At 35.4% G+C, this 22,077-nt stretch carries 24 protein-coding genes, 1 pseudogene and 1 riboswitch; of the genes and pseudogenes, 22 read left to right on the top strand and 3 right to left on the bottom strand.

What is annotated here, in order from left to right:
• The first annotated feature begins 164 nt into the window (after positions 1 to 164).
• The 6 genes and pseudogenes from C1N55_RS12325 to C1N55_RS12300 all read left to right on the top strand — a co-directional run bounded on the left by C1N55_RS12325 (position 165) and on the right by C1N55_RS12300 (position 3,886).
• Positions 165 to 725 carry a hypothetical protein gene (locus tag C1N55_RS12325; RefSeq protein ID WP_137729107.1) on the top strand — a complete coding sequence of 187 codons (561 nt, stop codon included), beginning with the start codon at positions 165 to 167 and terminating at the stop codon, positions 723 to 725.
• A 297-nt stretch (positions 726 to 1,022) separates the two neighbouring features.
• A pseudogene (locus tag C1N55_RS12320) lies at positions 1,023 to 1,163 on the top strand (acyl-CoA dehydrogenase family protein); the annotation flags it as partial.
• 150 nt (positions 1,164 to 1,313) lie between these two features.
• Positions 1,314 to 1,682 carry a c-type cytochrome gene (locus C1N55_RS12315; protein WP_137729105.1) on the top strand — a complete coding sequence of 123 codons (369 nt, stop codon included), beginning with the start codon at positions 1,314 to 1,316 and terminating at the stop codon, positions 1,680 to 1,682.
• Between the two features lie 153 nt (positions 1,683 to 1,835).
• Positions 1,836 to 2,543, top strand: coding sequence for a tRNA (adenine(22)-N(1))-methyltransferase (locus C1N55_RS12310; protein ID WP_137729104.1), 708 nt, complete (start codon positions 1,836 to 1,838; stop codon positions 2,541 to 2,543).
• Complete coding sequence (locus C1N55_RS12305) at positions 2,530 to 3,651, top strand: Nif3-like dinuclear metal center hexameric protein (RefSeq protein ID WP_137729103.1); 1,122 nt, start codon at positions 2,530 to 2,532, stop codon at positions 3,649 to 3,651. The genes C1N55_RS12310 and C1N55_RS12305 overlap by 14 nt, the downstream gene beginning before the upstream one ends.
• Before the next feature lie 31 nt (positions 3,652 to 3,682).
• On the top strand, positions 3,683 to 3,886 hold the full coding sequence (locus tag C1N55_RS12300) for a hypothetical protein (protein ID WP_137729102.1): 204 nt from the start codon (positions 3,683 to 3,685) through the stop codon (positions 3,884 to 3,886).
• 327 nt (positions 3,887 to 4,213) lie between these two features.
• Here C1N55_RS12300 and dctA read toward each other — a convergent pair whose 3' ends face one another.
• The gene (gene dctA, locus C1N55_RS12295; RefSeq protein WP_137729101.1) at positions 4,214 to 5,464 is read right to left on the bottom strand and encodes a C4-dicarboxylate transporter DctA; all 1,251 of its coding nucleotides are present in this window, start codon (positions 5,462 to 5,464) and stop codon (positions 4,214 to 4,216) included.
• Between the two features lie 287 nt (positions 5,465 to 5,751).
• The gene (locus C1N55_RS12290; RefSeq protein ID WP_137729100.1) at positions 5,752 to 6,798 is read right to left on the bottom strand and encodes a DctP family TRAP transporter solute-binding subunit; all 1,047 of its coding nucleotides are present in this window, start codon (positions 6,796 to 6,798) and stop codon (positions 5,752 to 5,754) included.
• Positions 6,799 to 6,971: 173 nt separating this feature from the next.
• Here C1N55_RS12290 and C1N55_RS12285 point away from each other — a divergent pair, with 173 nt between their 5' ends.
• From C1N55_RS12285 to dacB, 7 genes are all read left to right on the top strand, one after another.
• Positions 6,972 to 8,570 (top strand): ATP-binding protein, encoded by a 1,599-nt coding sequence (locus C1N55_RS12285; protein WP_137729099.1) that lies wholly within the window; start codon positions 6,972 to 6,974, stop codon positions 8,568 to 8,570.
• A gap of 14 nt (positions 8,571 to 8,584) precedes the next feature.
• A complete protein-coding gene (locus C1N55_RS12280) occupies positions 8,585 to 9,283 on the top strand; it encodes a response regulator (RefSeq protein WP_137729098.1) in 699 nt (232 codons plus the stop codon).
• 237 nt (positions 9,284 to 9,520) lie between these two features.
• Positions 9,521 to 10,126 (top strand): VrrA/YqfQ family protein, encoded by a 606-nt coding sequence (gene vrrA / locus C1N55_RS12275; protein WP_137729097.1) that lies wholly within the window; start codon positions 9,521 to 9,523, stop codon positions 10,124 to 10,126.
• Positions 10,127 to 10,210: 84 nt separating this feature from the next.
• The gene (locus C1N55_RS12270; RefSeq protein WP_137729096.1) at positions 10,211 to 11,179 is read left to right on the top strand and encodes a 4-hydroxy-3-methylbut-2-enyl diphosphate reductase; all 969 of its coding nucleotides are present in this window, start codon (positions 10,211 to 10,213) and stop codon (positions 11,177 to 11,179) included.
• Positions 11,180 to 11,344: 165 nt separating this feature from the next.
• Positions 11,345 to 12,643, top strand: a complete 1,299-nt coding sequence (locus C1N55_RS12265) for a DEAD/DEAH box helicase (protein ID WP_137729095.1) — start codon at positions 11,345 to 11,347, stop codon at positions 12,641 to 12,643.
• Positions 12,644 to 12,683: 40 nt separating this feature from the next.
• Positions 12,684 to 13,571, top strand: coding sequence for a deoxyribonuclease IV (locus C1N55_RS12260; RefSeq protein ID WP_137729094.1), 888 nt, complete (start codon positions 12,684 to 12,686; stop codon positions 13,569 to 13,571).
• A gap of 289 nt (positions 13,572 to 13,860) precedes the next feature.
• Positions 13,861 to 15,291, top strand: a complete 1,431-nt coding sequence (gene dacB / locus C1N55_RS12255; protein WP_137729093.1) for a D-alanyl-D-alanine carboxypeptidase/D-alanyl-D-alanine endopeptidase — start codon at positions 13,861 to 13,863, stop codon at positions 15,289 to 15,291.
• A gap of 42 nt (positions 15,292 to 15,333) precedes the next feature.
• Here dacB and C1N55_RS12250 read toward each other — a convergent pair whose 3' ends face one another.
• Positions 15,334 to 15,576 (bottom strand): endonuclease IV, encoded by a 243-nt coding sequence (locus tag C1N55_RS12250; protein WP_137729092.1) that lies wholly within the window; start codon positions 15,574 to 15,576, stop codon positions 15,334 to 15,336.
• A 147-nt stretch (positions 15,577 to 15,723) separates the two neighbouring features.
• Between C1N55_RS12250 and C1N55_RS12245 the strand changes: the two genes are divergently transcribed.
• The 9 genes from C1N55_RS12245 (at position 15,724) to C1N55_RS12205 (ending at position 22,077) form a co-directional block, all read left to right on the top strand.
• Positions 15,724 to 16,470 carry a metal ABC transporter ATP-binding protein gene (locus C1N55_RS12245; protein WP_137729091.1) on the top strand — a complete coding sequence of 249 codons (747 nt, stop codon included), beginning with the start codon at positions 15,724 to 15,726 and terminating at the stop codon, positions 16,468 to 16,470.
• A 15-nt stretch (positions 16,471 to 16,485) separates the two neighbouring features.
• Positions 16,486 to 17,349, top strand: a complete 864-nt coding sequence (locus C1N55_RS12240) for a metal ABC transporter permease (RefSeq protein ID WP_137729090.1) — start codon at positions 16,486 to 16,488, stop codon at positions 17,347 to 17,349.
• Positions 17,346 to 17,756, top strand: a complete 411-nt coding sequence (locus tag C1N55_RS12235; RefSeq protein WP_137729089.1) for a Fur family transcriptional regulator — start codon at positions 17,346 to 17,348, stop codon at positions 17,754 to 17,756. The genes C1N55_RS12240 and C1N55_RS12235 overlap by 4 nt, the downstream gene beginning before the upstream one ends.
• 83 nt (positions 17,757 to 17,839) lie before the next feature.
• Positions 17,840 to 18,019: riboswitch (cobalamin riboswitch) on the top strand.
• A 163-nt stretch (positions 18,020 to 18,182) separates the two neighbouring features.
• Entirely contained in the window at positions 18,183 to 18,734 is a 552-nt protein-coding gene (locus C1N55_RS12230; RefSeq protein WP_137730638.1) for a hypothetical protein, read from the top strand.
• On the top strand, positions 18,731 to 19,687 hold the full coding sequence (locus C1N55_RS12225; protein ID WP_137729088.1) for an ABC transporter substrate-binding protein: 957 nt from the start codon (positions 18,731 to 18,733) through the stop codon (positions 19,685 to 19,687). Before C1N55_RS12230 ends, C1N55_RS12225 begins: the two co-directional genes overlap by 4 nt.
• Positions 19,688 to 19,783: 96 nt before the next feature.
• Entirely contained in the window at positions 19,784 to 20,350 is a 567-nt protein-coding gene (locus tag C1N55_RS12220; RefSeq protein ID WP_240758287.1) for a bifunctional adenosylcobinamide kinase/adenosylcobinamide-phosphate guanylyltransferase, read from the top strand.
• 88 nt (positions 20,351 to 20,438) lie between these two features.
• Positions 20,439 to 21,134, top strand: a complete 696-nt coding sequence (locus C1N55_RS12215; RefSeq protein WP_240758286.1) for an adenosylcobinamide-GDP ribazoletransferase — start codon at positions 20,439 to 20,441, stop codon at positions 21,132 to 21,134.
• On the top strand, positions 21,110 to 21,706 hold the full coding sequence (locus C1N55_RS12210) for a histidine phosphatase family protein (protein ID WP_137729086.1): 597 nt from the start codon (positions 21,110 to 21,112) through the stop codon (positions 21,704 to 21,706). Before C1N55_RS12215 ends, C1N55_RS12210 begins: the two co-directional genes overlap by 25 nt.
• Positions 21,658 to 22,077, top strand: a complete 420-nt coding sequence (locus C1N55_RS12205) for a bifunctional adenosylcobinamide kinase/adenosylcobinamide-phosphate guanylyltransferase (RefSeq protein WP_137729085.1) — start codon at positions 21,658 to 21,660, stop codon at positions 22,075 to 22,077. The genes C1N55_RS12210 and C1N55_RS12205 overlap by 49 nt, the downstream gene beginning before the upstream one ends.

The following is a 22,077-nucleotide window of genomic DNA, read 5'->3' as shown; positions in this document are numbered from 1 at the left end:
TAATACAGTTGGTCTAGTTAATAATGATTGTTAACTTTCCTGCTTCTAAACTGGCATCCTTTTCAGGGTGCCTTTTTGATTGATGATTTTTTTACTATGTCATCCATCTGCAAAATAAGATAGAATAATTACATACATACTCAACAAAATTTGGAGAAATCGTTATGGCTAATTCGAAGAAAACAATTATTTTGAATGAAATTTTATTTTGGAAACAAAATAAGTTATTACCAGATCATTATTGTGACTTTCTGATGACTCTTTATTCTGAAGGAAAGGAAATTGACCATAAGGAAGAAGTTGGTCATAAAAAGTCAGTCATGGCTAAGGAAAAACGGAATAAATTGTTATTATTGACATTCGTTTTACTAGTGTCCATTACCTTATTAATCGCTTTATTCATGATGTCTGAATTAGTATGGCTAGTTTCAGCTATGGTTGGAATAACCGCTATTTTCTTAATTGTATTAGCTTATCGATTTGCTAAGAAAAATGATGTGATAGCACCAATATTACAAATAGCATCTGCTTTACTGCTTTTTGGTTTATCTGTGAAAATAAGTCTTACGTACTTTCCTGAAAATCGAATTGTCTTATATGCTTTACTAATCATCAATTGTTTATTGTGGTTATATACTGGCTTTAAATTTAAATTAATGTATTTTACAATATCAGGCGCACTAGGTATAGTCGTTTTAATTGGATATCAACTGGTCTATCTGTAAGAGTATCTCAATAATGAGATATTTTTTTAGGAAAATGAAGATCAGCTTCAAGGATCAATTGATTTTACCATACAGTTGAAATGATAAATAATTTGAAGATGAGATTGTAGCTCCTGAACAATAGAAAGGAATTGTCACAAAACATTTCCGAGAAGTGTTTAAACAGCTTTCAGAAATGGGTATCATGGGATTGCCGATTCGAAAAGAATTCCATAGGGCAAACTAGAGTTGCTGAGTTTCGTGATTGTAGGACATATTCTTCTACTAAAAGCGCTTTTCTTTGAGATTGCTGAATAAGCAATCCAAATTCATGGTGGTAATGGGTATATGAAAGAGTATGAAGTGGAAAGATATTTAAGAGATGCGAAATTATTAGAAATCGGCGAGGAAATGTTTGAAGTACAAAAGGTTATCATCGCAAAACTCTTCTTGCAGTAATAACTTATAATTGTCGAATTTGTGTCATCCATAGTAAAAGTTGGCGTTTAGGTCTTTTCGTTTTTCGAATAATGCAGTACAATAATTAATGTTGACTAGATTCTATATTAATAGATGTAGAAAAATTAAATCCAAAGGGAGGGTATCCTAATGAAAAACAATCCTATTATTCCTTATATTCTAATCATGGCATTCGGTATTGGACTTATTTTCTTTATGTCATTAGAAGGAGCAGGAAATAAAGAAGAAATCGCTGCAGAACATGGTGAAGAAGGCGCAGCTACTGAAGAAGGAGCTACAGCTACTGAAGGTGCTGGCGGTGAAGAATTAGTAAGCACATGTATCGGTTGTCACGGTGGTGACTTAACTGGTGGTATGGGTCCTAAAATTGCTGGTTTAGATGCTGAGCATATCGTTGACGTTTTAGCAAACGGTATTGAAGGTTCACCAATGACTCCTGGTTTAAAAACTGGAGCAGAGGCAGAAGCAATTGCTGAATACATTTCTTCATTAGAATAATAATGAAAATTAGAGGCTACCTTATAAGAATTCTTATAAGGTAGCCCTTTTATCTTTTGTCTGTAGATTTGGGTACTTAAATACCCTTTAAGGACAAGCTATTTAATTTTATATATAATATACATAGACAATAGAAAAAGGCGGTTTACTTACATGAACGCACAAAAATTATCAAAACGGTTAGAAACAGTAGCATCCTTTGTTCCTACAGGTGCAGTTGTTGCAGATATAGGGAGTGACCATGCGTACCTACCATGCTATCTAGTACATAATGGAATCGTAACCAAAGCGATTGCAGGCGAGGTAGTAAAGGGTCCCTTTGAATCTGCACTCAGACAGGTTAAATTAGAAGGCTTAGAGAAGAATATTACTGTTCGTCTTGCTGATGGATTAAAAGCAGTTGAAGAAAGTGATGGAGTAGATACAATCACTATTGCAGGAATGGGAGGTCCATTAATTGTCTCCATCTTAGAAAACGATAAAGAATCTTTAAAATCTGTTACTCGACTCATTTTACAACCAAACATACATGCAAAGGTAATTAGAGAATGGGCGATTCGAAATCATTGGGCTGTCTTAGATGAAGTTATCTTAAAAGAAGACGAAAAAATTTATGAAGTCCTCGTGTTACAGCGTGGCGAAATGGAACTTTCAGAACAAGAGATTTTATTAGGCAAACAATTAATGGCCAATAAAACAAATGTGTTTATTGAAAAATGGACTAAAGAAATCGACAATTGGAAACGAATTCTAACTTCCATTGAACGTGCAGACGATACAACGGATATTGCCAAGAAACGGGAAGAAGTAATACGTTTAATAAAGCTTGTTGAGGAGGCTTTAAATAATGAAGAAAGCTAATGGGCATGAAATTATCCATCTTTTTGAAAGCTGGTCACCAAAAAAGTTAGCTTGTATGGAAAATGATCCTATTGGATTAGCAATTGGAACATTAAATAAAGAAGTTGCAAAAGTACTAGTCACACTTGATGTGAATGAACAAATCGCTGATGAGGCAATTGCAAAAGGGTGTCAATTAATTATTGCTCACCACCCACCGATTTTTAGAAAACTATCTAATATAAGAACAGATACACCAGCTGGAAAGCTATTTGAAAAATTAATTAAAAATGACATTGCAGTCTATGCTGCCCATACAAATCTAGATGTTGCAGAAGATGGCGTAAATGATTTATTGTCAGATGCTTTACAGCTTGAAAATCGCCAAATCCTTGAAAAAACCTATCATGAAAATCTTATGAAGCTCGCTGTATTTGTACCGGATGACTATGCCGAAAAAGTGCGTCTTGCACTAGGTAAGGCTGGTGCGGGAAGTATAGGGAACTATGACAGTTGCAGTTTCTCGACGAATGGGCAAGGACGTTTTAGAGCCTTAGAGGGTGCAGAGCCATTTATTGGAGACATTGGTGAAATGGAAAAAACGGATGAAGAGAAAATTGAAGTTGTTTTCACACAATCAATTAAAAATCAAGTGCTTAAAGCGATGTTAAATGCTCATCCATATGAGGAACCGGCGTATGATTTATATACATTAGCCGTTGAAACAAACGTAATGGGCCTAGGACGTGTTGGAACGTTAAAAGAGCCTATGACATTAGAGAGATTTGCAGAGTATGTTAAAACTCAATTAAATGTCCCTAGAGTACGTGTTGTAGGAGATACCAACTCGATTGTTTCTAAAGTAGCGATTGTAGGTGGAGATGGGAACAAGTACATTCATACTGCGAAACGTTCAGGTGCAGATGTATTCGTCACAGGGGATATCGGTTTTCACATTGCTCAAGACGCGCAAAGTCTTGGGTTAAACATTGTAGATCCTGGTCATCACGTAGAAAAGGTGATGATTAAGGGTGTGGCGGAAAAAATGGATAAATTATGTATGGAAGCAAAGCTTTCTGTTGAATTTATTCAATCAGAATTAAATACTGAACCTTTCATTTTTATCTAAGTACTTTATTTCGGGGAGTAGGAAGTAAGATATGGGGAATAGTGGACGTGGATGGGTAATCATTGGGGCCATCATGATAATAATCGGGATTGTGTTTGCAGGGATAACCTCGTATTTCTTGGAGAGCAAAATTGAAAAGTTAGTACAAGCCTGCGAAAAAGAAGGCGGCAACCCCATCGTAGAAAAAAGTGGCTTTATAGTTACCACTTCCTTTGAATATGAATGTAAGAAATAACTGAGACATCCAATTGACCAGATTAGGTCGATAGGATGTCTTTTCTTTTCCTTATAATTTGAAAAAAGAACGCACTGTCTTGAAAAGATTTAAACTAGGCTATCAGGGAAGCGAAAAGCGATTTCAATACCCCGAAAAGGCAAAGAGTGAGCTAGCGAGGGAGCGAGAAGCAATCTCAATCCCCAAAAAGCTAGAAACTTGCAAACCGCACAGTCAAACGCTCTCACAGCTGCTGTAAAGCAAACAATTAATAATATGAAAAAAGACTGTAGCAAACTCGAAATTTCTGAGTTTATCTACAGTCTGAGGAAGCTAATTTTTTTGCATTTATGCACGTGATTGTTGTAACTCTGCGTTAACTGCTTCGTCAAATTCTTTTTCAGATTTAGAAACAACTACAGTAGCAACTCCGTTACCAATTAAGTTCGTTACAGCACGAGCTTCTGACATGAAACGGTCAACCCCGATTAATAATGCAATCCCTTCAACTGGAATCATTGGGAAGGCAGCTAAAGTAGCAGCTAAAGTGATGAAACCTGAGCCAGTTACACCAGCAGCTCCCTTAGAAGTAATCATTAAAATACCTAGTAAAGTTAAGATTTGGATCCAAGATAAGTCTACACCATAAGCTTGTGCAATGAATAATGCAGCCATAGATAAGTAAATTGCTGTACCGTCTAGGTTGAATGAATATCCAGTTGGAACAACCAGACCAACAACTTGCTTAGAGCATCCGAATCTTTCCAATTTACGCATCATGGATGGAAGCGCAGATTCTGATGATGAAGTACCAATTACTAAGAAGATTTCGTCCTTAATATAAGCGATAAATTTAAAGATATTAAATCCATAGAATTTTGCAATTGAGCCTAAAATTACAATGAGGAATAATGCCATTGTAATATAAACGGCAGCCATTAATAATCCTAAGTTTCCAAGAGATTTTAGACCAAAGTTACCGATTGTATAAGCCATCGCACCAAATGCACCAATTGGAGAGAACTTCATTACCATACCTACGATTTTAAAGAAAATCTCTGAAACTTGTTCAAAGAAAGTTATAACCGGTTTTGATCTTTCACCAAGTGAAGCAGCAGCCATACCGAATAATACAGCAGCAAATAAAGTAGGTAATAATTCGCCGTTTGCAAGAGCTCCAACAAAGTTTGATGGAATAATACTTGCGATGAATGCACCAATCCCATGCTCTTGGTTTGCAGCAGCCTCTGTATACTGAGAAACATCTGAACCATTGGCAGCATCTGTAGGAATACCGGAACCAGCGTTAACTAGTAAGGCAACAGCAATACCGATAGCAAGTGCAATTGTCGATACAATTTCAAAATAAATTAAAGCCTTGCCGCCAATTTTACCAACCTTTTTCATATCTCCCATAGCACCGATTCCAATTGCAACTGTCAAGAAGATAATAGGCGTAATTAACATTTTAATTAATTTAATAAATAAATCCGCTAAAACTTTTAAGCTTGCCCCAAACTCTGGCCAAATAGCACCAACGATAATACCTAAAATGATTGCAATAATAACTTGAACTGTTAGGTTCTTAAGGAATTTCATTTCTTTACATCCTCCTTGTAAATTAAGAATCTTAAATGATATCGCTTTCAATTTCTGAACCTATAATACCTCATAGTTTTCTAAAAAGACTGTTTAGTTTTTAAAGGTTATATCGTTCATTTTGTTCAATATTATGTGAAAGTGCTCACAAACAGCTTTATATCAACGTTTATTCTGTTATAATACTATTTTCGGAATAGAATTTTTTGTTATAGTACAAAGTTTTGATAAAATAAAAAAACTACCTTTTTTGAAAGGTAGTCGTATATTGTTCATTTTGTTCGTTATTAATCTATCTGTTTTATTTCATTTAAGAGATCATCCAAATAATGATCATTGATGTTTTTTTCGTAATGAGAGTAAATTGGAAGTAATTTTTCTTCCCATTTCTTTTTAGTCAGGTCATCTAAATCATAAATTTTGACGTTTGAATTTCCTTTTAAATACGATAAGTTTTCAACATTAAATTGTTCAGCACGTTCGAATTGCCAGTTTTGCATTTGGTCAAGTGAATCGGTAATGATATTTTGAATTTCTACATCAAGGCTATTCCAAAAAGTTTCATTCATTATCACGGAATAGGCCAGGATACCATGATTCGAAAGAGTGATGTGATTTTCCATGGTATGAAATTGTTTTGAGTAGATATTCGAAATGGTATTCTCCTGTGCATCCACAAGGTTTTGTTTTAAGCCAGAATATAGGTCACCGAATGTAGTAGCAATAGGTTTAGCATCTAGTAGCATAAATTGTTCATGCAAAATATCACTAGTCATCATCCTTACACGTTTACCTTTAAATTGCTCCACTTCTATTATTGGCGAAGTGGATGCTATTTGTTTGAAGCCATTATTCCAGAACGTCAATCCCTTGACATTGATACTATCCAGCTCTTGCAGGAGCGATTTACTAGTCTCACCTTGCAAGACCTTTTTTAACTGTTTATTATCTTCTATAATGAAGGGAAGATCTAGTACCTGCCAATTTGGTAATGTCTTTGTCATCTTAGATATTGTAGGAGCAATCATCTGGATTTTATTTTCCCGGAGTGCTTCCAATTCATTTTCATCATTATATAACATACCATTCGGGTAAATCTGAACGACCACTTTCCCATCGCTTTTTTCTTCTACTAGCGCTTTAAATTTTTCAGCTGCAATCCCTTTAGGTGTATTCTCGGCAACTACATGACTAAAATGAATGGTGATTTGTTCATTTAACCCCTGTTGTTCATCATCATAGGGTAGGGTAGTTGAAAAAATATTTTGACGGTAGCTAAATAGTGCGATTAAGATAATGATGGTAATGAATGAACCAGTTAGAAAGTATTTCATTTTTTTCACCACAATTACAATTTTTATAAATAATTATAAGCATTGAAGTGAAAATCTAACAGTTTTATTTAGTAAATAAGAAAGTATAAAACTTTTTATCTGTATAAGCGCCACAAAGGCTTAATGAAATACGTCTATTCGATAAGCCAAGTTTTCCAAAAGGAGAGACAATAATGCTGTTCAGAAAATTATCGATGAATAAGAAAATAATGATGTTGACTTTTTTCATTATTGTCTTTTCTTTTTTAATCGCAGGTACCTTTGTCATCGGAAGTTTATTAAAAGAAAAAGAGGAAAACATCGGTCAAGAAGCGATGCTGGTAGCACGTACTGTTGCTAATTTACCAGAGATAAAAACCTTGCTGCAAAGCAATGATTTTAAATTTGCATCGTCTACAATAAATGAGATGGTTGAAGAAATCCGGTTTATCAATCAAGCAGATTATATCGTGATAATGGATACGAATCGTGTAAAGTACTCCCATCCATCAATCAAGGAAATTGGGGAAGTTAGTAAATCATCAGATATGGACGCTGCTTTTGTCGAGCATTATTATTTATCGAAAGCAAATGGTGAAAATGGGACAACCATTCGAGCATTTGTACCGATTATGGATGAGTATAACAACCAAGTGGGGGTAGCTCTTGTTGGTTTTCTATTACCTTCACCTCTTCAGATTTTTACTGATTACCAAAGTGAAATTTTGATTACGATTGCTATTTCTGTACTATTTAGTATGTGGGGAGCTCATACCCTAGGAAGACATATTAAAAAGCAAATGTTCGGTTTAGAGCCACACGAGATTTCAAAAATGTATGTTGAAAGAACAGAAACTTTTAATTCAATGCATGAAGGGATTATTGCTGTTGATAAGGACTTGAATATTACCATCTTTAATAAGAAAGCAAGTGAAATATTAGGTGTAGAGGGGGAGCCCTCCTATTATTTAGGCAAAAATATATATGAGGTATTACCGGACACTAGGTTACCTGAAATTGTTCTGACAGGTAAACCAGTATATGATCAAGAAATATATGTGAATGAACGCAGTATATTAAGTAATCGTATTCCAATACTTGTAAATGGCAATAAGGTGGGGGCTGTAGCTGTTTTTAAAGATTTAACGGCCTTTAAACAATTAGCTGAGGAGCTTACAGGAGTAAAAGCTTTTGTACAGGCTTTGAGAGTGCAAACCCATGAATATAAAAACAAGTTGCATACCATTTCGGGACTTATTCATTTAGGGCATATTAAACAGGCATTAGAATATTTATCCCAGGTTCAAGATGAACATGACAATGTAACAAAATTTCTGAATGAACGTATTTACAATGAAAATATTTCAGGCTTATTATTAAGTAAAATAAGCCGTGGCAAAGAACTAGGAATAAAGGTAAATCTTGATAAGGAAAGTAAATTTACAAAATTTCCTGATAAACTGGATCATCATGACTTTGTTGTATTATTCGGAAATTTAATCGAAAATGCTTTTGATTCATTAATTGGCGTTAATCGTCAAGATAAGGAAATTACGATTTCAATTGATGATAATGATGGAATTCTCGCGATTTTAGTAAGCGATAATGGAATCGGAATGACAGAGGATATACAATCTCGCATTTTTGAAAGTGGATTTTCTACAAAGGAAAATGAAGGTCGTGGAATCGGTTTATACTTAGTAAATGAAATCGTACAAAAAGGAAATGGTACAATTGAGGTATCAAGTGAAGTAAACAAAGGGACAACATTTATAATTACTTTTGAATTTTAAAGGGGGAATCATCGTTGGATACGATTAAAGTGATACTCGTAGAAGATGACCCAATGGTAAGGGAAGTAAATCGACAGTTTATCGAACGTGTGCAAGGTTTTAAAGTAATCTCCATGTGCAGCAATGGAGTAGAAGGATATAACCAGATAGAGGAGCTTAGTCCTCATTTAGTTATCATGGATATCTTTATGCCAGAACAAGATGGACTAATTACTCTTAGAAAAATACGTAACGCCAATTTACCTGTTGATGTGATTACAGTTACTGCAGCAAATGATATGCAAACTATTCAACAAATTTTACATTTAGGTGTATATGACTATATTATGAAGCCATTTACATTTGAAAGAATACAGCAAACATTATTTAATTATTATAATTTTAAATTGAAGACCTTCGAGGTTCAAGATATCACACAAAAGGAATTGGATGAGATGATTCGTCCATATCGTGAGTTAGAAGAATCAATGGGAAATGAACCTACATTATTAACCGAATTACCAAAAGGATTTAATCGTACGACTTTGGATAAAGTACTTCACTTCGTAAAAGCTTCCAGAGATGGTGTATCCGCTGATGAAGTTGCAGCAGCAATTGGAGTTGCGAGGGTAACAGCAAGAAGGTATTTAGACTTTTTGGAAAAACAGAACTTTATCAATGTGGATGTTCATTATGGCGGTATAGGCAGACCTATAAATCATTATTTTGTTTAGAAAAGATATAAGGATAGTAGTCATTTCTGCGTATTAGGAAATGGCTATTTTTTATGTATAGAAAAGTTAGTTTTGTACGTTTATTCGAAAAAGGCGCCATATTTACACGATATTATTTTTCAGAGATGTGTTTTTCAATTTTTTTAATCAATCTATTAAAAACGTACACTTAAAAGCCCAATTGCATATGATACCTTTAGAACAACTTCGTCTTAAGCATGGAGAAAGGAGATTAAAATGCGCCCTCAAAGTTTTTATAACCAAATGCCACCTAGTCGACCTTTTAATCAGTTCCAGGGACCAAGAGGCAACTTTGCAACGAGGCCACCTCGATTCCCTCAACCTGGTATGATGCCACCACCAGGTAGAGGTCCAGCCCCAGTTCCAATCCCGGGTGCGGGGCTTGGTACAGGAGGAGCTACACCAAAATTACAAACTTTTATGGATACGGCCAATCGATTTTTATCAACAGCTCAAAGCTTTCAACCATTTGTACAACAAGCAACACCTATGTTCCGTAACTTACCTGCACTTTGGAGATTATATAAAGGTTTTCAAGGTTTACCCAAGACTGGCGGTACAAAGGAACAGGATGAAAGTGAAGAATTTAACTTAGATGACAGTTCAGAAATCCCAGAAAGCTTCTCTTCCCCTGAAAGGTTCAAAAAACCCGAACCTCAAGTCAGAGCAGAAAAGTTTGCAAAACCTGGCAGGAGAGGAAGGTATGAGGAATTCGAGTTATCTGAATCACCTACTTATACTGAAAAAGCAAAACCCAAAAAAGCTATTTCACGTCCATCAGTTCCAAGAATCTTTCAGCCACCCTATCATTTTGATGAATAGATTTAGAAAAGCTAGAAGGAAGTTTTGTATTCAGCGTGTCGCTCCGTTATAATAGAACTATGTACCACAAAAGGAGTTGACATGATGCAAGTCATTAAAATAAATCCAAGAGGCTATTGTTATGGTGTAGTGGATGCAATGGTCATTGCACGAAATGCCTCATTAGATAAAACATTACCAAGACCAATATATATATTAGGTATGATTGTTCACAATAAACATGTAACGGATGCTTTCGAGAAAGACGGGATCATTACATTGGATGGTGAAAACCGTAAAGAAATAATTGAACAAGTTGAATCGGGTACTGTAATTTTCACAGCACATGGTGTATCACCTGAGATTCGAGAGATTGCTAGAAAAAAAGGACTTGTTTCAATAGATGCTACATGTCCTGATGTGACTGTGACACATGATCTTATTCGCGAAAAGTCCGCTGAAGGCTATGATATTATCTATATCGGTAAAAAAGGACATCCTGAGCCGGAAGGGGCAATTGGTGTTGCGCCAAATCACGTCCACTTAGTGCAAAGCGCAGAAGATATCGACGAACTGCAATTAGATAATGATAAATTGCTTGTAACAAACCAAACAACTATGAGTCAATGGGATGTTAAAGTTGCAATGGATTATCTAAAAGTAAAATATCCACATATTCAAATCCATGAAGAAATTTGTCTTGCTACTCAAGTTCGTCAAGAAGCAGTTGCAGAACAAGCAGGTAAAGCTGAATTACTTATTGTTGTTGGAGATCCGAAGTCAAATAACTCAAATCGCTTAACACAAGTGTCCGAGGAAATTGCCAATACACCTTCACACCGTATTGCAGACCTATCAGAATTAAAGCTTGAATGGTTAGAGGGAATTCAGACTGTTGCAGTGACAGCTGGTGCTTCTACACCGACACCTATTGTGAAAGAAGTTATTACATTCCTTGAGAAATTTGATCACGAAGACCCTACAACTCATGAAATTAAACGAACAGTTACTATAGATAAAATTCTACCGAAAATTAAAGAACCAAAACCGGTAGAAAAAATTATGCCATATTAAATACTGGGTAAAATAAAAAATCAGGAGTATTTCCTGGTTTTTTTATTTTGACCAAATAAACTTAATATTCCAAAAGCCTTGATATACCTCGAGTTTGACACTTGTATAGTTGTTCTTTGTTCACTATAGATGGTACAATATGAAACATATTAGGAGGTACGAAAAATGTCGAAGTACTCAGATTATGATTTTAAGCCATTTTTAAAAGAAGCAATTGCAAAACTTGGCTTTGAAGAACCAACACCGATTCAAAAGGAAATGATCCCTCTTATTCTAAGAGGGAAAAGTGCGATTGGACAAGCGCATACAGGGACAGGGAAAACACATAGTTTTCTATTACCGATTGTTCAACGCGTAAATGAAGAGAAGCAAGAAGTTCAAGCAGTAATCACTTCTCCAACAAGAGAGCTTGCTCAACAAATTTTCGATGCGTTAGGCGAGTTAATCGAAGAAACGGAAATACAAGCAAAATTGTTTATTGGTGGAACCGATAAACAAAGATCAATCGATAAATTAAAAAATCAGCCGCAGATTGTGGTAGGGACACCTGGTCGAATTCGTGATTTAGTAAAAGAAGGTGCTTTACTTGTCCATACTGCACCAATTTTAGTAGTTGATGAAGCTGACCTAGCTTTTGATATGGGATTCATCGAAGAAATTGATGGTTTTGCATCCCATATGCCAGAAAAGCTAGAAATGTTTGTCTTCTCTGCAACCATTCCTGAAAAATTACAACCGTTCTTAAAAAAATATATGGAAGCTCCTGTCCATATTCATATGAATGATAAGCGACCTGTGGCTGAAGGGATCGATTTCGTATTAGTGCCAGTTCGTTCCAAATCAAAAAATCGCCGTTTAATTGAAGTGATGGAAGCCATTAATCCATATCTAGCCGTTATTTTCTGTAATACAAGAAAAAATGCTGAGGCTGTAGCAGGATTCCTAGCGGAGCAAGGTACTCGTGTTGGACAAATACATGGGGATTTAAGTCCTCGTGATCGAAAAAAAATGATGAAACAAATTCGTGACCTAGAATTCCAATATATCGTAGCGACGGATTTAGCAGCACGTGGTATTGATATTCAAGGAATCTCCCATGTGATCAATTATGAAATTCCCGAAGACCTGGAATTCTTTATCCACCGCGTGGGTCGAACTGCTCGAGCTGGTAATAAAGGAACGGCTATTACTTTGTTTGAGCCAGAAGATGAAGATGCAGTAGTACGTGTAGAAAAAATGGGCATTCCTTTCGTTCAAAAAGATGTGAAAAACGGAGAATGGATTGAACTAAAAGAACGTCATGCAAGAGCGAACCGTGCGAAACATGAAAATGAAATTGACGCCATTGCAAAATCAAAGGTACGTAAGCCGAAAAAAGTTAAACCAGGCTACAAACGCAATATGCGTTGGGAAATGGAAAAAATTAAAAAGAAAGAAAGACGAAAGAAGAATCGTCAAAAATAATTGAGAATGCTAAATGCTTAAAATTTAGGAGGACTTGAAAATGTTGTTAGGTTCACACGTTTCGATGAGTGGAAAAGAAATGCTTCTGGGATCAAGTAAAGAGGCAGCTTCCTATGGTTCATCAACATTCATGATTTATACAGGTGCACCCCAAAATACTCGTCGTAAGCCTATTGAAGAGTTAAATATTGAAGCTGGACTAGCACATATGAAAGAAAATGGACTTTCAAATATTGTGGTTCATGCACCTTATATTATCAATATCGCTAATACCACAAAACCTGAAACTTTTGCATTAGGTGTAGAGTTCCTGCAAAAAGAAATCGAGCGTACAGCAGCAATTGGCGCAACACAAATTGTTCTACACCCTGGAGCCCATGTGGGTGCAGGTGTGGAGATGGGTATTGCGAAAATTATTGAAGGTTTAAATGAGGTATTATCTACAAATCATCCTGTTCAAATTGCCTTGGAAACCATGGCAGGAAAGGGATCCGAGATTGGTAGATCCTTTGAAGAACTAGCCCAAATTTTTGATGGTGTAAAAAATAATGATCGTTTATCTGTATGCTTTGATACTTGTCATATACATGACGCAGGTTATGACATTATCAACGATTTTGATGGGGTACTAGCTAAATTTGATCAATTGATAGGGATTGACCGTATTAAGGTTGTTCATATAAATGATAGCAAAAATGTTTGTGGAGCAGGAAAAGACCGTCATGAAAATATTGGATTTGGACATATCGGATTTGAAGCACTTAAATCCATTGTTCACCATGAAGCGTTCAAAGATGTGCCTAAAATCCTTGAAACACCATGGGTTGGAACTGACGCCAAGAACAAAAAAGCGCCATATAAATTTGAAATAGAAATGCTAAAAAGTGGCGACTATAAACCAGCAGAAATCGAAGCATTACTAGTTTAATAAGGACGAAAGTAACATCAAGCAAATAATATTGCTTGATGTTTTTTTATGGGAGAATATAAAACTTTGCATTGTAATAGAATCTGGATAGAGCTTCGTTTTAATTACAATTAGCTAACCCGAGTCTTACAAACAAACCTTCATACATATAGTAAGGGAAGAACTTATTAATCATCAAAATTTGATTAGAATACCTATATTTATAGATTCTATAAGTTAGTTTAAATAGGTGCTTAAGGTCACAAAAAGAAGTTAATACTAATATCAACTTATATTTTTGGAGGAATTAATGAAAACGAAACTAATTCTTTCTATGATTACTATTTGTTTGCTTTTTATCCCAAATCACTTTGTAGAAGCAGCATCAGATATAGAGAGTACCGTACAAGCCCAATTAGGGAACACCAATATAAGTGTGTCACTTCGTGAAATAGAGAGTGGTGAATTGCTCTACATGAAAAACGGAGATGCGGCGATGAAGCCGGCTTCTACTTTAAAACTATTAACAGCTTCTGCATCACTAGAAATGCTCGGGCCTGATTATCGCTTTCAAACCAAGCTCTATATTGATGGTAAAGTAAAAAGAAAGGTTCTTAACGGTGATATCTATATTCAAGGTGGAGGAGATCCTACATTACAAAAGAAGGATTTCACTTTCATGGCAAGTGTTTTAAAGCATTATGGAATCGTACAAATTAATGGAAATATCTATGGAGACGATTCTTTATTTATGGGTGACGAACTAACTCCGGGAATTTCAGTGGAAGATGAAAGTTATTATTTTGCAGCCAGAACCTCTGCTTTAACGATGTCTCCGGATAATGATTACGATGCGGGCACAATTATTATTCACGTAAATGCAGCAAAAGTTGGTGAACGACCTTCTTTAAGTGCAGAACCAGGTACGAGTGGTATGATAATAAATAATCAGGCGTTAACAGTAGGAAAAGAGCAGAAAAATACTATTGAAATTTTACGGCAAAATGGTACAAATGAAATTACTATTACTGGGAATATCCCCTATAGTACCAACTTTAAGGACTGGGTAACTTTAAATGACCCTACCATCAATACACTGGAAGCTATCAAAGAAAGCTTTGAGGAGAGTGGACTAGCGTTTTCAAATCATACGAAAATAGATCGGGGTAATGTACCGAAAGACGCTAAATCTATTTATACAAAACATTCCTTACCATTAAAATCCTTAATGTATCCGTTTTTAAAGCTGAGCAACAATAGTATGGCAGATATCTTCGTTAAAACAATGGGAAGAGAGTTTAATGGAAAAGGTGATACAATTGAAGGACTTAATGCATTAAGGGAATATGGGATATCAATCGGTTTAAATATGGAAAACTGGAGTTTTGAGGATGGCTCAGGAATGTCTCATGCGAACAAAGTATCAGCAAATGAACTCTCACTTTTGTTAACAAAAATAGGCGAGATCCCTTCCTATAATATTCTTCACTCAAGTTTACCTATTGGAGGTCAAACGGATCGAATTATCGGAGGGTCCTTAAAAAATCGATTTAATGAAGAACAATACAAAAATCGAGTTATTGCAAAAACGGGCCATATATCAGGCGTTTATACATTGGCTGGCTATGTAAAAGCAAATAGTGGACGAACTTTTGCTTTTGCCATTATGACACAAAACCAGACATCAATAAGATTGAGAGCTATCGATGAAGTAGTGAAGAAAATAATAATAGAATATTAAAAAGAGGTTTCTTTTCAAAGAAGCCTCTTTTTTGAAAAATTTTTAATGGCTGTCTAAATATTTTAAAAGCTTTTTAAGTTTCTTTTTCCCTATAATAGACTCGACTTCTTTTAGGAAAGAGTTTGGTATTCCGGTAAATAACCAGGTAATGGAGGCACGCTCCGATAGCGGTCTTAACCGCTGAACTTCTTCCAGGGTTAAATCAATGCCGTATTCTTTTGAAAACTTAACGATTTCTTTATCTGATTTAGATAAAAATTGTTCAATAAATTCAACCTGTTTCAAAACGACAACATCCTTTCAATAAATCATTGCAACAAATCTTCGATTATTACCAAAAAACTAAGCAAACATACTTTACTTTTGTATAGGAATCAACTATACTTACAATCTGTAAATCGTAATGATTATGAATTAGAAAGAAGAGAAAAAATGAGTCAAACATTAATTGAAATGAAAAACGTGTCTTTTCAATATGAATATACGCAAGTTTTAAAAAATATCTCCTTAAAAGTAGACGAAGGTGATTTCCTTGCTATTCTTGGTCCCAATGGGTCAGGTAAATCGACATTACTAAAGCTATTGCTAGGCTTATTAAAACCAATGACAGGGCAAGTTGAGCTTTTTGGTCAATCTAATGAAACTTTCCATAATAGAGAATGGATTGGATATGTTTCCCAAAAATCCAATGCATTTAATTCTGGTTTTCCTGCAACTGTTGAGGAAGTCGTTAAAAGTGGTCTAACAAAAAAAGTGGGTCTATTAAAAAAAATGCCGAAAGACGCAAATGATAAAGTAATAGAAGCATTAAATTCAGTAGGTATGGAGCAATTCCGTTCTCGTAATATTGGTCAGCTTTCAGGTGGTCAACAACAAAGAGTATTTATTGCGAGAGCTCTTATTTCCGACCCGAAAGTATTAATATTGGATGAGCCAACTGTAGGAATTGATCACGAAAATGTTCAATCCTTCTATGATATGCTAGCAAAGCTGAACGAGGAACAAAATAAGACAATTATTTTAGTTACTCATGATGTTGATACGGTATCTAATCGAATCAGTCATGTTGCCTGCTTAAATCAAACAATTCATTTCCATGGGTTTAAAAAGGAGTTTGATACAATTTCACAAACTCAATTAGACAATTGGTATGGACATTCAGTGAGAAAGATTCATTAATGAGGAGAAGGCAAAATGATTGAAGCAATTTTAAACTATGAATTTTTACAAAATGCCTTTATCTCGGGGCTAATTATTGGCGTTATAGCACCATTATTAGGTGTTTTTATTGTAGTAAGACGAATGTCATTAATCGCAGACGCACTATCCCACGTAACGCTGGCGGGGATTGCGGGGAGTTTATACTTAAGTCAAAGCTTCTCGGCGTTAGTGCTTTTAAATCCGATATATTTAGGGATTGTTGCAGCAGTTAGTGGCTCGATTCTAATAGAGCGATTGCGCAGACTATATAAACACTATGAAGAGCTCGCTATTCCGATTATTATGTCTGCAGGTATTGGTCTAACTGCGATTTTTGTATCTCTTGCAAGTGGCTTTAATACAGACTTAATGAGCTATTTATTTGGTTCGGTTTCGGCAGTATCAAGACAGGACTTATGGGTTGTAGTGAGTATTGCTATTGTAGTTATCTTATTTATATTCTTATTTTTCAAAGAAATGTTTGTCCTTGCTTTTGATGAAGAATATGCAAATGCTAGTGGACTGCCTGCAAAATGGATTCATTTCTTATTTATGCTGGTAGTTGCTTTAGTGATAGCTGCAAGCATGCGAATTGTTGGAATTCTTTTAGTTTCATCATTAATTACACTACCTGTTGCAGCCAGTATGCGGATTGCCAAAGGATTTAAACAAACAATTATTTATTCAATCCTCTTTGGTGAAGCCGCTGTTATCATCGGATTAGCAAGCGCTTACTACTTAAATCTGGCACCAGGTGGTACAATTGTTGTAACCTCTATATTAATTTTATTGATTGTCATCCTTGTTAAAAAAATTATACTTAAAACAAATGCAAAAGAAAGGGGAGCAGTTAAATGAACCTAACTAAAGCATGGGAAATATTAAAAGAAAACGGCTATAAAAAAACGGATAAACGAGAACTAATATTGAATATGTTCGAAGAGACTGATAAATATTTAACTGCAAAGGATCTCTTATCTGTATTGAAGAAGGACTTTCCTGGAATGAGCTTCGATACGATTTATCGCAATTTAGCTACTTTTGTTGATCTTGGTATATTAGAAGAAACTGAGTTAAGTGGTGAAAGAAATTTCCGTATGCAATGCGAATCTGATCACCATCATCATCACTTTATTTGTATGGAATGTGGGAACGTTAAAGAAATCTCGATTTGTCCAATGGAGATGCTGAACGAAAAACTTCCGGGATATACGATTGAGGCGCACAAATTCGAAATCTATGGAAAATGCTTAGGTTGTAGTTAAGCATTATAATCTATTACTAAATTCTACTGAAAAATTTAAATACTATTATTTTGAAAAATATGTTATATTGCTGTTAAGTGAATACTGTTTGCAAAGAAAGAGATGCGTATGAACGCTTAATAGGGAATTCGGTAAAAAGCCGAAGCTGTATCCGCAACTGTATGTGTTAGTTTCAAGATTTTTGCCACTGTCTATCTAGATGGGAAGGCTCTTTGAAATGCTATGCACAAGCCAGGAGACCTATCTTTTTCTGATCGTAAATACCCTCTTCGGAATTTAAGAGAATGTACGGCTTAATTTAGTGAATATTTTTATGCAATCTTATTCTGTAATTTTTTGCCATCCATTCTTGTGGATGGCTTTTATAATTTCTCTTGTTGTTTGAATGGGTTATTCACTAAATGTAATTGGATAGGGGGGGTATATATTCGAAAAGATATGCGATTTAGTTGTTATCCATTTATGCGTGAGCAAGGGAGTTTAGTCGATTATGAGATTCGCACAGATTCTCTTACTACACGAATTGGAGCTGTTTTACCAGTTTTACGTGGAGATGAAGCTTGTCGAGTTGTTTATGAGGACTTAGAAGTTATTCAGCCTAATGTTTATCATCTTAACGGCTCTATACGTGGAAAATTAGCGATTTCGGAGGCTGATTTACAAGTCTTGAGTGACCGATATGATTATTATGTTGCCCAAGTTGGGGATGTAATCAAGCAGTTTTTATTGCCTCAAGGCAGTGAAGCGGGTGCCTTACTTCATGTCTGTCGAAGTGAAGCAAAAAAATCATATCGTGCACTCCATAAAGTAAGTGAAGAACGCGAAGTACCAGAAATATTGTTTGATTATTTAGCTCTTCTTGCAAATGTATTTTTTGTAATGGCCGTTTACACAAACTCCAGACAGGGTGTAGATGAGATTCCATTTGTGAGCAAATCCTATCCAATAAAGAAAAAACGAAAAGAGGAAATTCGATGAAATTTTTAGAGAAAAAGTGGATGGCACCATTAGCAATCTCATTATTATTAGTTGGTTGTAATTCTGAAGAACCAGCTAAAAGCGATGATACAGAAGCAAACAAAAACGCTGGGGCAGCTGAAGAATCAGGTCCTTATACAGTCGTTGATGACCGCGGTGTGGAAGTGACTTTTGAGGAAGTACCAGAAAAAATTGTCTCATTACAACCGAGCAATACAGAGATTTTATTTGAGCTTGGAGTAGGGGAGCAAATTATCGGTGCAACAGAATTTGATACATACCCTGAAGAAGCGCTTGAAATAGAACGAATTTCTGATTCAATGACTATCAATACTGAGAGAGTAATTGAAATGCAACCTGATGTTGTTTTTGCCTATACAGTTGGGGAAGAAACGCATATTGAACAATTAGAAAATGCTGGATTGAAGGTTTTTGTTATTCAAACTGCCGCAACAATTGATGATGTTTATGGTGATATCGAGCAAATAGCTGAAGTTTTAAATGTTGAAGAAAAAGCTGATGAAATCGTTTCAGGAATCGAAGAGCAAATTGCGGCGGTTCAAGAAAAAACGGCTTCATTGGATGAAAAGGAAAAAGTATACTTTGAAATCTCACCATCTCCAGATATTTGGTCTGTCGGCTCTGGTACTTTCCAACAAGAGCTTATTGAAGCGGCTGGCGTTGAAAACATATATGCTGATCAGCAAAGTTGGTTTGCAGTTTCAGAAGAGGATTTAATTACCCGTAATCCAGAAGCAATTATTACAACTGTAAATTACAGTGAAGATCCAAAAGGAGAAATTTTAGCTCGTGAAGGATGGTCAAATATTACGGCGGTTCAAAATGAAGAAGTTTATGTATTAAATGCCGATATCCTAGATCGTCCAGGTCCACGAATTGGTGAAGCCATCGAACTAATTGCATCAACAATCTATCCAGAAATTTTTAACTAAAAAGTAGGAGAGCAAATTCTTAATTAGAGTTTGCTCTTTTCGATTTTATCTCTAATAATTACTTTAGCTTATTATTAAATTTTGGAGGAGAGTCTCATGAGTAAAATGATTTTTATTTCAGGTGGTGTTCGGAGCGGAAAAAGTGCATTTGCTGAATGTTATGCTAAAGAGCTATATCACCAATTTGAGCGGACCAACTTGTTTTATATTGCTTCCGGTGTTGCTTTTGATGAAGAGATGGCTAGTCGAATCAAACGACATCAGCTAGATCGCGAAAAGTCAGCTATTAAGTGGGATACACTGGAAATTCTAGATGGATTACAGTTTGATGTAGCCATCTCTGCAGAGAAATCTGTAATACTTTGGGATTGTATAACAACTTGGCTAAATAATATCCTTTATAAAACAGAACAACTTGAACGAAATTCCAGAATACTTGAAATTGAAAAGTACCTTGGGGCATTAAAAAAACAACTTATCGATTGGACTAAGGATGGCGGTATTATTTTACTAGTATCCAATGAACTATTAGATGAGCCCAATTCTTCCTTTACAGAGGTGAATTATTATCGTTATTTGCTGGGAGAATTACATCAATGGATTGTTCACCACAGTGACGAAGCTTACGAAATGGATTATAGTAAGAATATACGTTGGAAATAGGACGGTGCCCGTTGTGAAAAATACCTTTATTGGTTTCCTTTTAACTTTTCAGTTTTTCTCCTCTTTACCGATTCGGATGGAACTACCGATGAATAAAAAAACAGTAACTGCAATGTATTCTATGTTGCCTGTTTTGGGGCTTTTAATGGGGAGTACGATAAGTATTCTTTATATTTTGAATGAAGATTATCTCCTTATTTCTGATCTGTTGTTCGCTATATTAGTTGTCGTAGCAGGAATTATTATGACAGGTGGGTTACATCTAGATGGTTGGATTGATACGGGAGATGCCTATTTCTCTTATCAAAATCAAGAGAAGCGCCTTGAAATTTTGGAGGATCCACGTGTTGGAGCATTTGGGGCAATTAATTTAGTCGTATTGCTGCTATTAAAAATAGGTTTTGTTTTTGAACTATTACATAAAGATTCACCAAATATTATTTTCTATTTCATAGCTGTTCCTTTTTTAAGTCGATTAGCGTTACAGGTATACTTTATTACTACAAATACAGTAAAAGAAAAAGGGCTGGCAGTCTATTTTAAAGCCCAAGTAACTCCGAAATGGATTTGGATAACACTCCTTATTTATCTTCTCTCATTTAGTATACTTACATTTTCTTTTATTGGAATGTTTGGATTCATTTTAGCTATCGGTATGCTCCTGTTCGTATTTATATTTCGAAAGTGGACGATAAAAAATTTTGGAGGAATGACCGGAGATTTGATTGGTGCACTTTACGAAGGGATTGAGGTGTTCTTATGGGGCATGTTATTGTTCATTTAATAAGACATGAAAAAACGGATGCCAATCTAAAAAGAAAATATATTGGTTGGACAGATGAATCCATTACTACTAAGGAACATGAATTTGATGTACCAATTAATACGCCAGTTGTTTATGGGAGTAACTTAAAGAGGTGCAAAGAAACAGCACAACTATATTTCCAAAAGGCAACCTATTTATCATACGAAAATTTAAAAGAGATAAATTTTGGAGACTTTGAGATGAAGACATATGAGGAACTTAAACAGTTATCCATATATCGTCAATGGATTGATGAGCCTCAAAGAATTACTCCTCCTAATGGTGAGTGTTATCAAGAATTTGAACAAAGAGTAATTTCTTGTTTTCAAAATATTATCTCCCAAAATAATGAATACACTTTTGTTGTACATGGTGGTGTAATTCGAGTTCTATTAGCAAAATACGGTCCTTCTAAAGGATCTTTTCAACAGATTATGCCATCTCATAGAACCATCTATACACTACAGTGGGCTGATTTTTCAAGTGTAAAGGAGGGGAAACGATGCAGGTTGTTATCGGTGGAGCCTATAATGGCAAAAGAAAGTATATAAAAGAGAAATTATTGAATCGGTTAGCAGGGAAGCTATATTTCTTTGAAGGTGAAATACCAAAGAAAAAATTGCTCTTAAAAGAGGATATCGTGGTCATAGGAAGCTTTGAAAAAATAATTCTGCAAAAAGTTCATTTAGAGGAAGACGTGATCGCTCAAGAAATTATTAAGGAGCTTATTGAGTTGGACAAGCAGGCAAAAGTAATTTGTGTTTGTACGGATATTGGTAGAGGCGTTGTACCCATATTGAAGGAAGAAAGAAAGTTACGTGATGCTTGCGGTCGCTTATATCAAAAGCTCTTTAATGAAAGTGAAGATGTCATTCGTATTTGGTATGGTATACCACAAATTTTAAAGGGTGAGGGATTGTAA

Origin of the sequence: Lysinibacillus sp. SGAir0095 (genome assembly GCF_005491425.1) — a bacterium.
GTDB lineage: Bacteria > Bacillota > Bacilli > Bacillales_A > Planococcaceae > Ureibacillus.
This window is presented reverse-complemented; position numbering and strand designations above follow the sequence as displayed.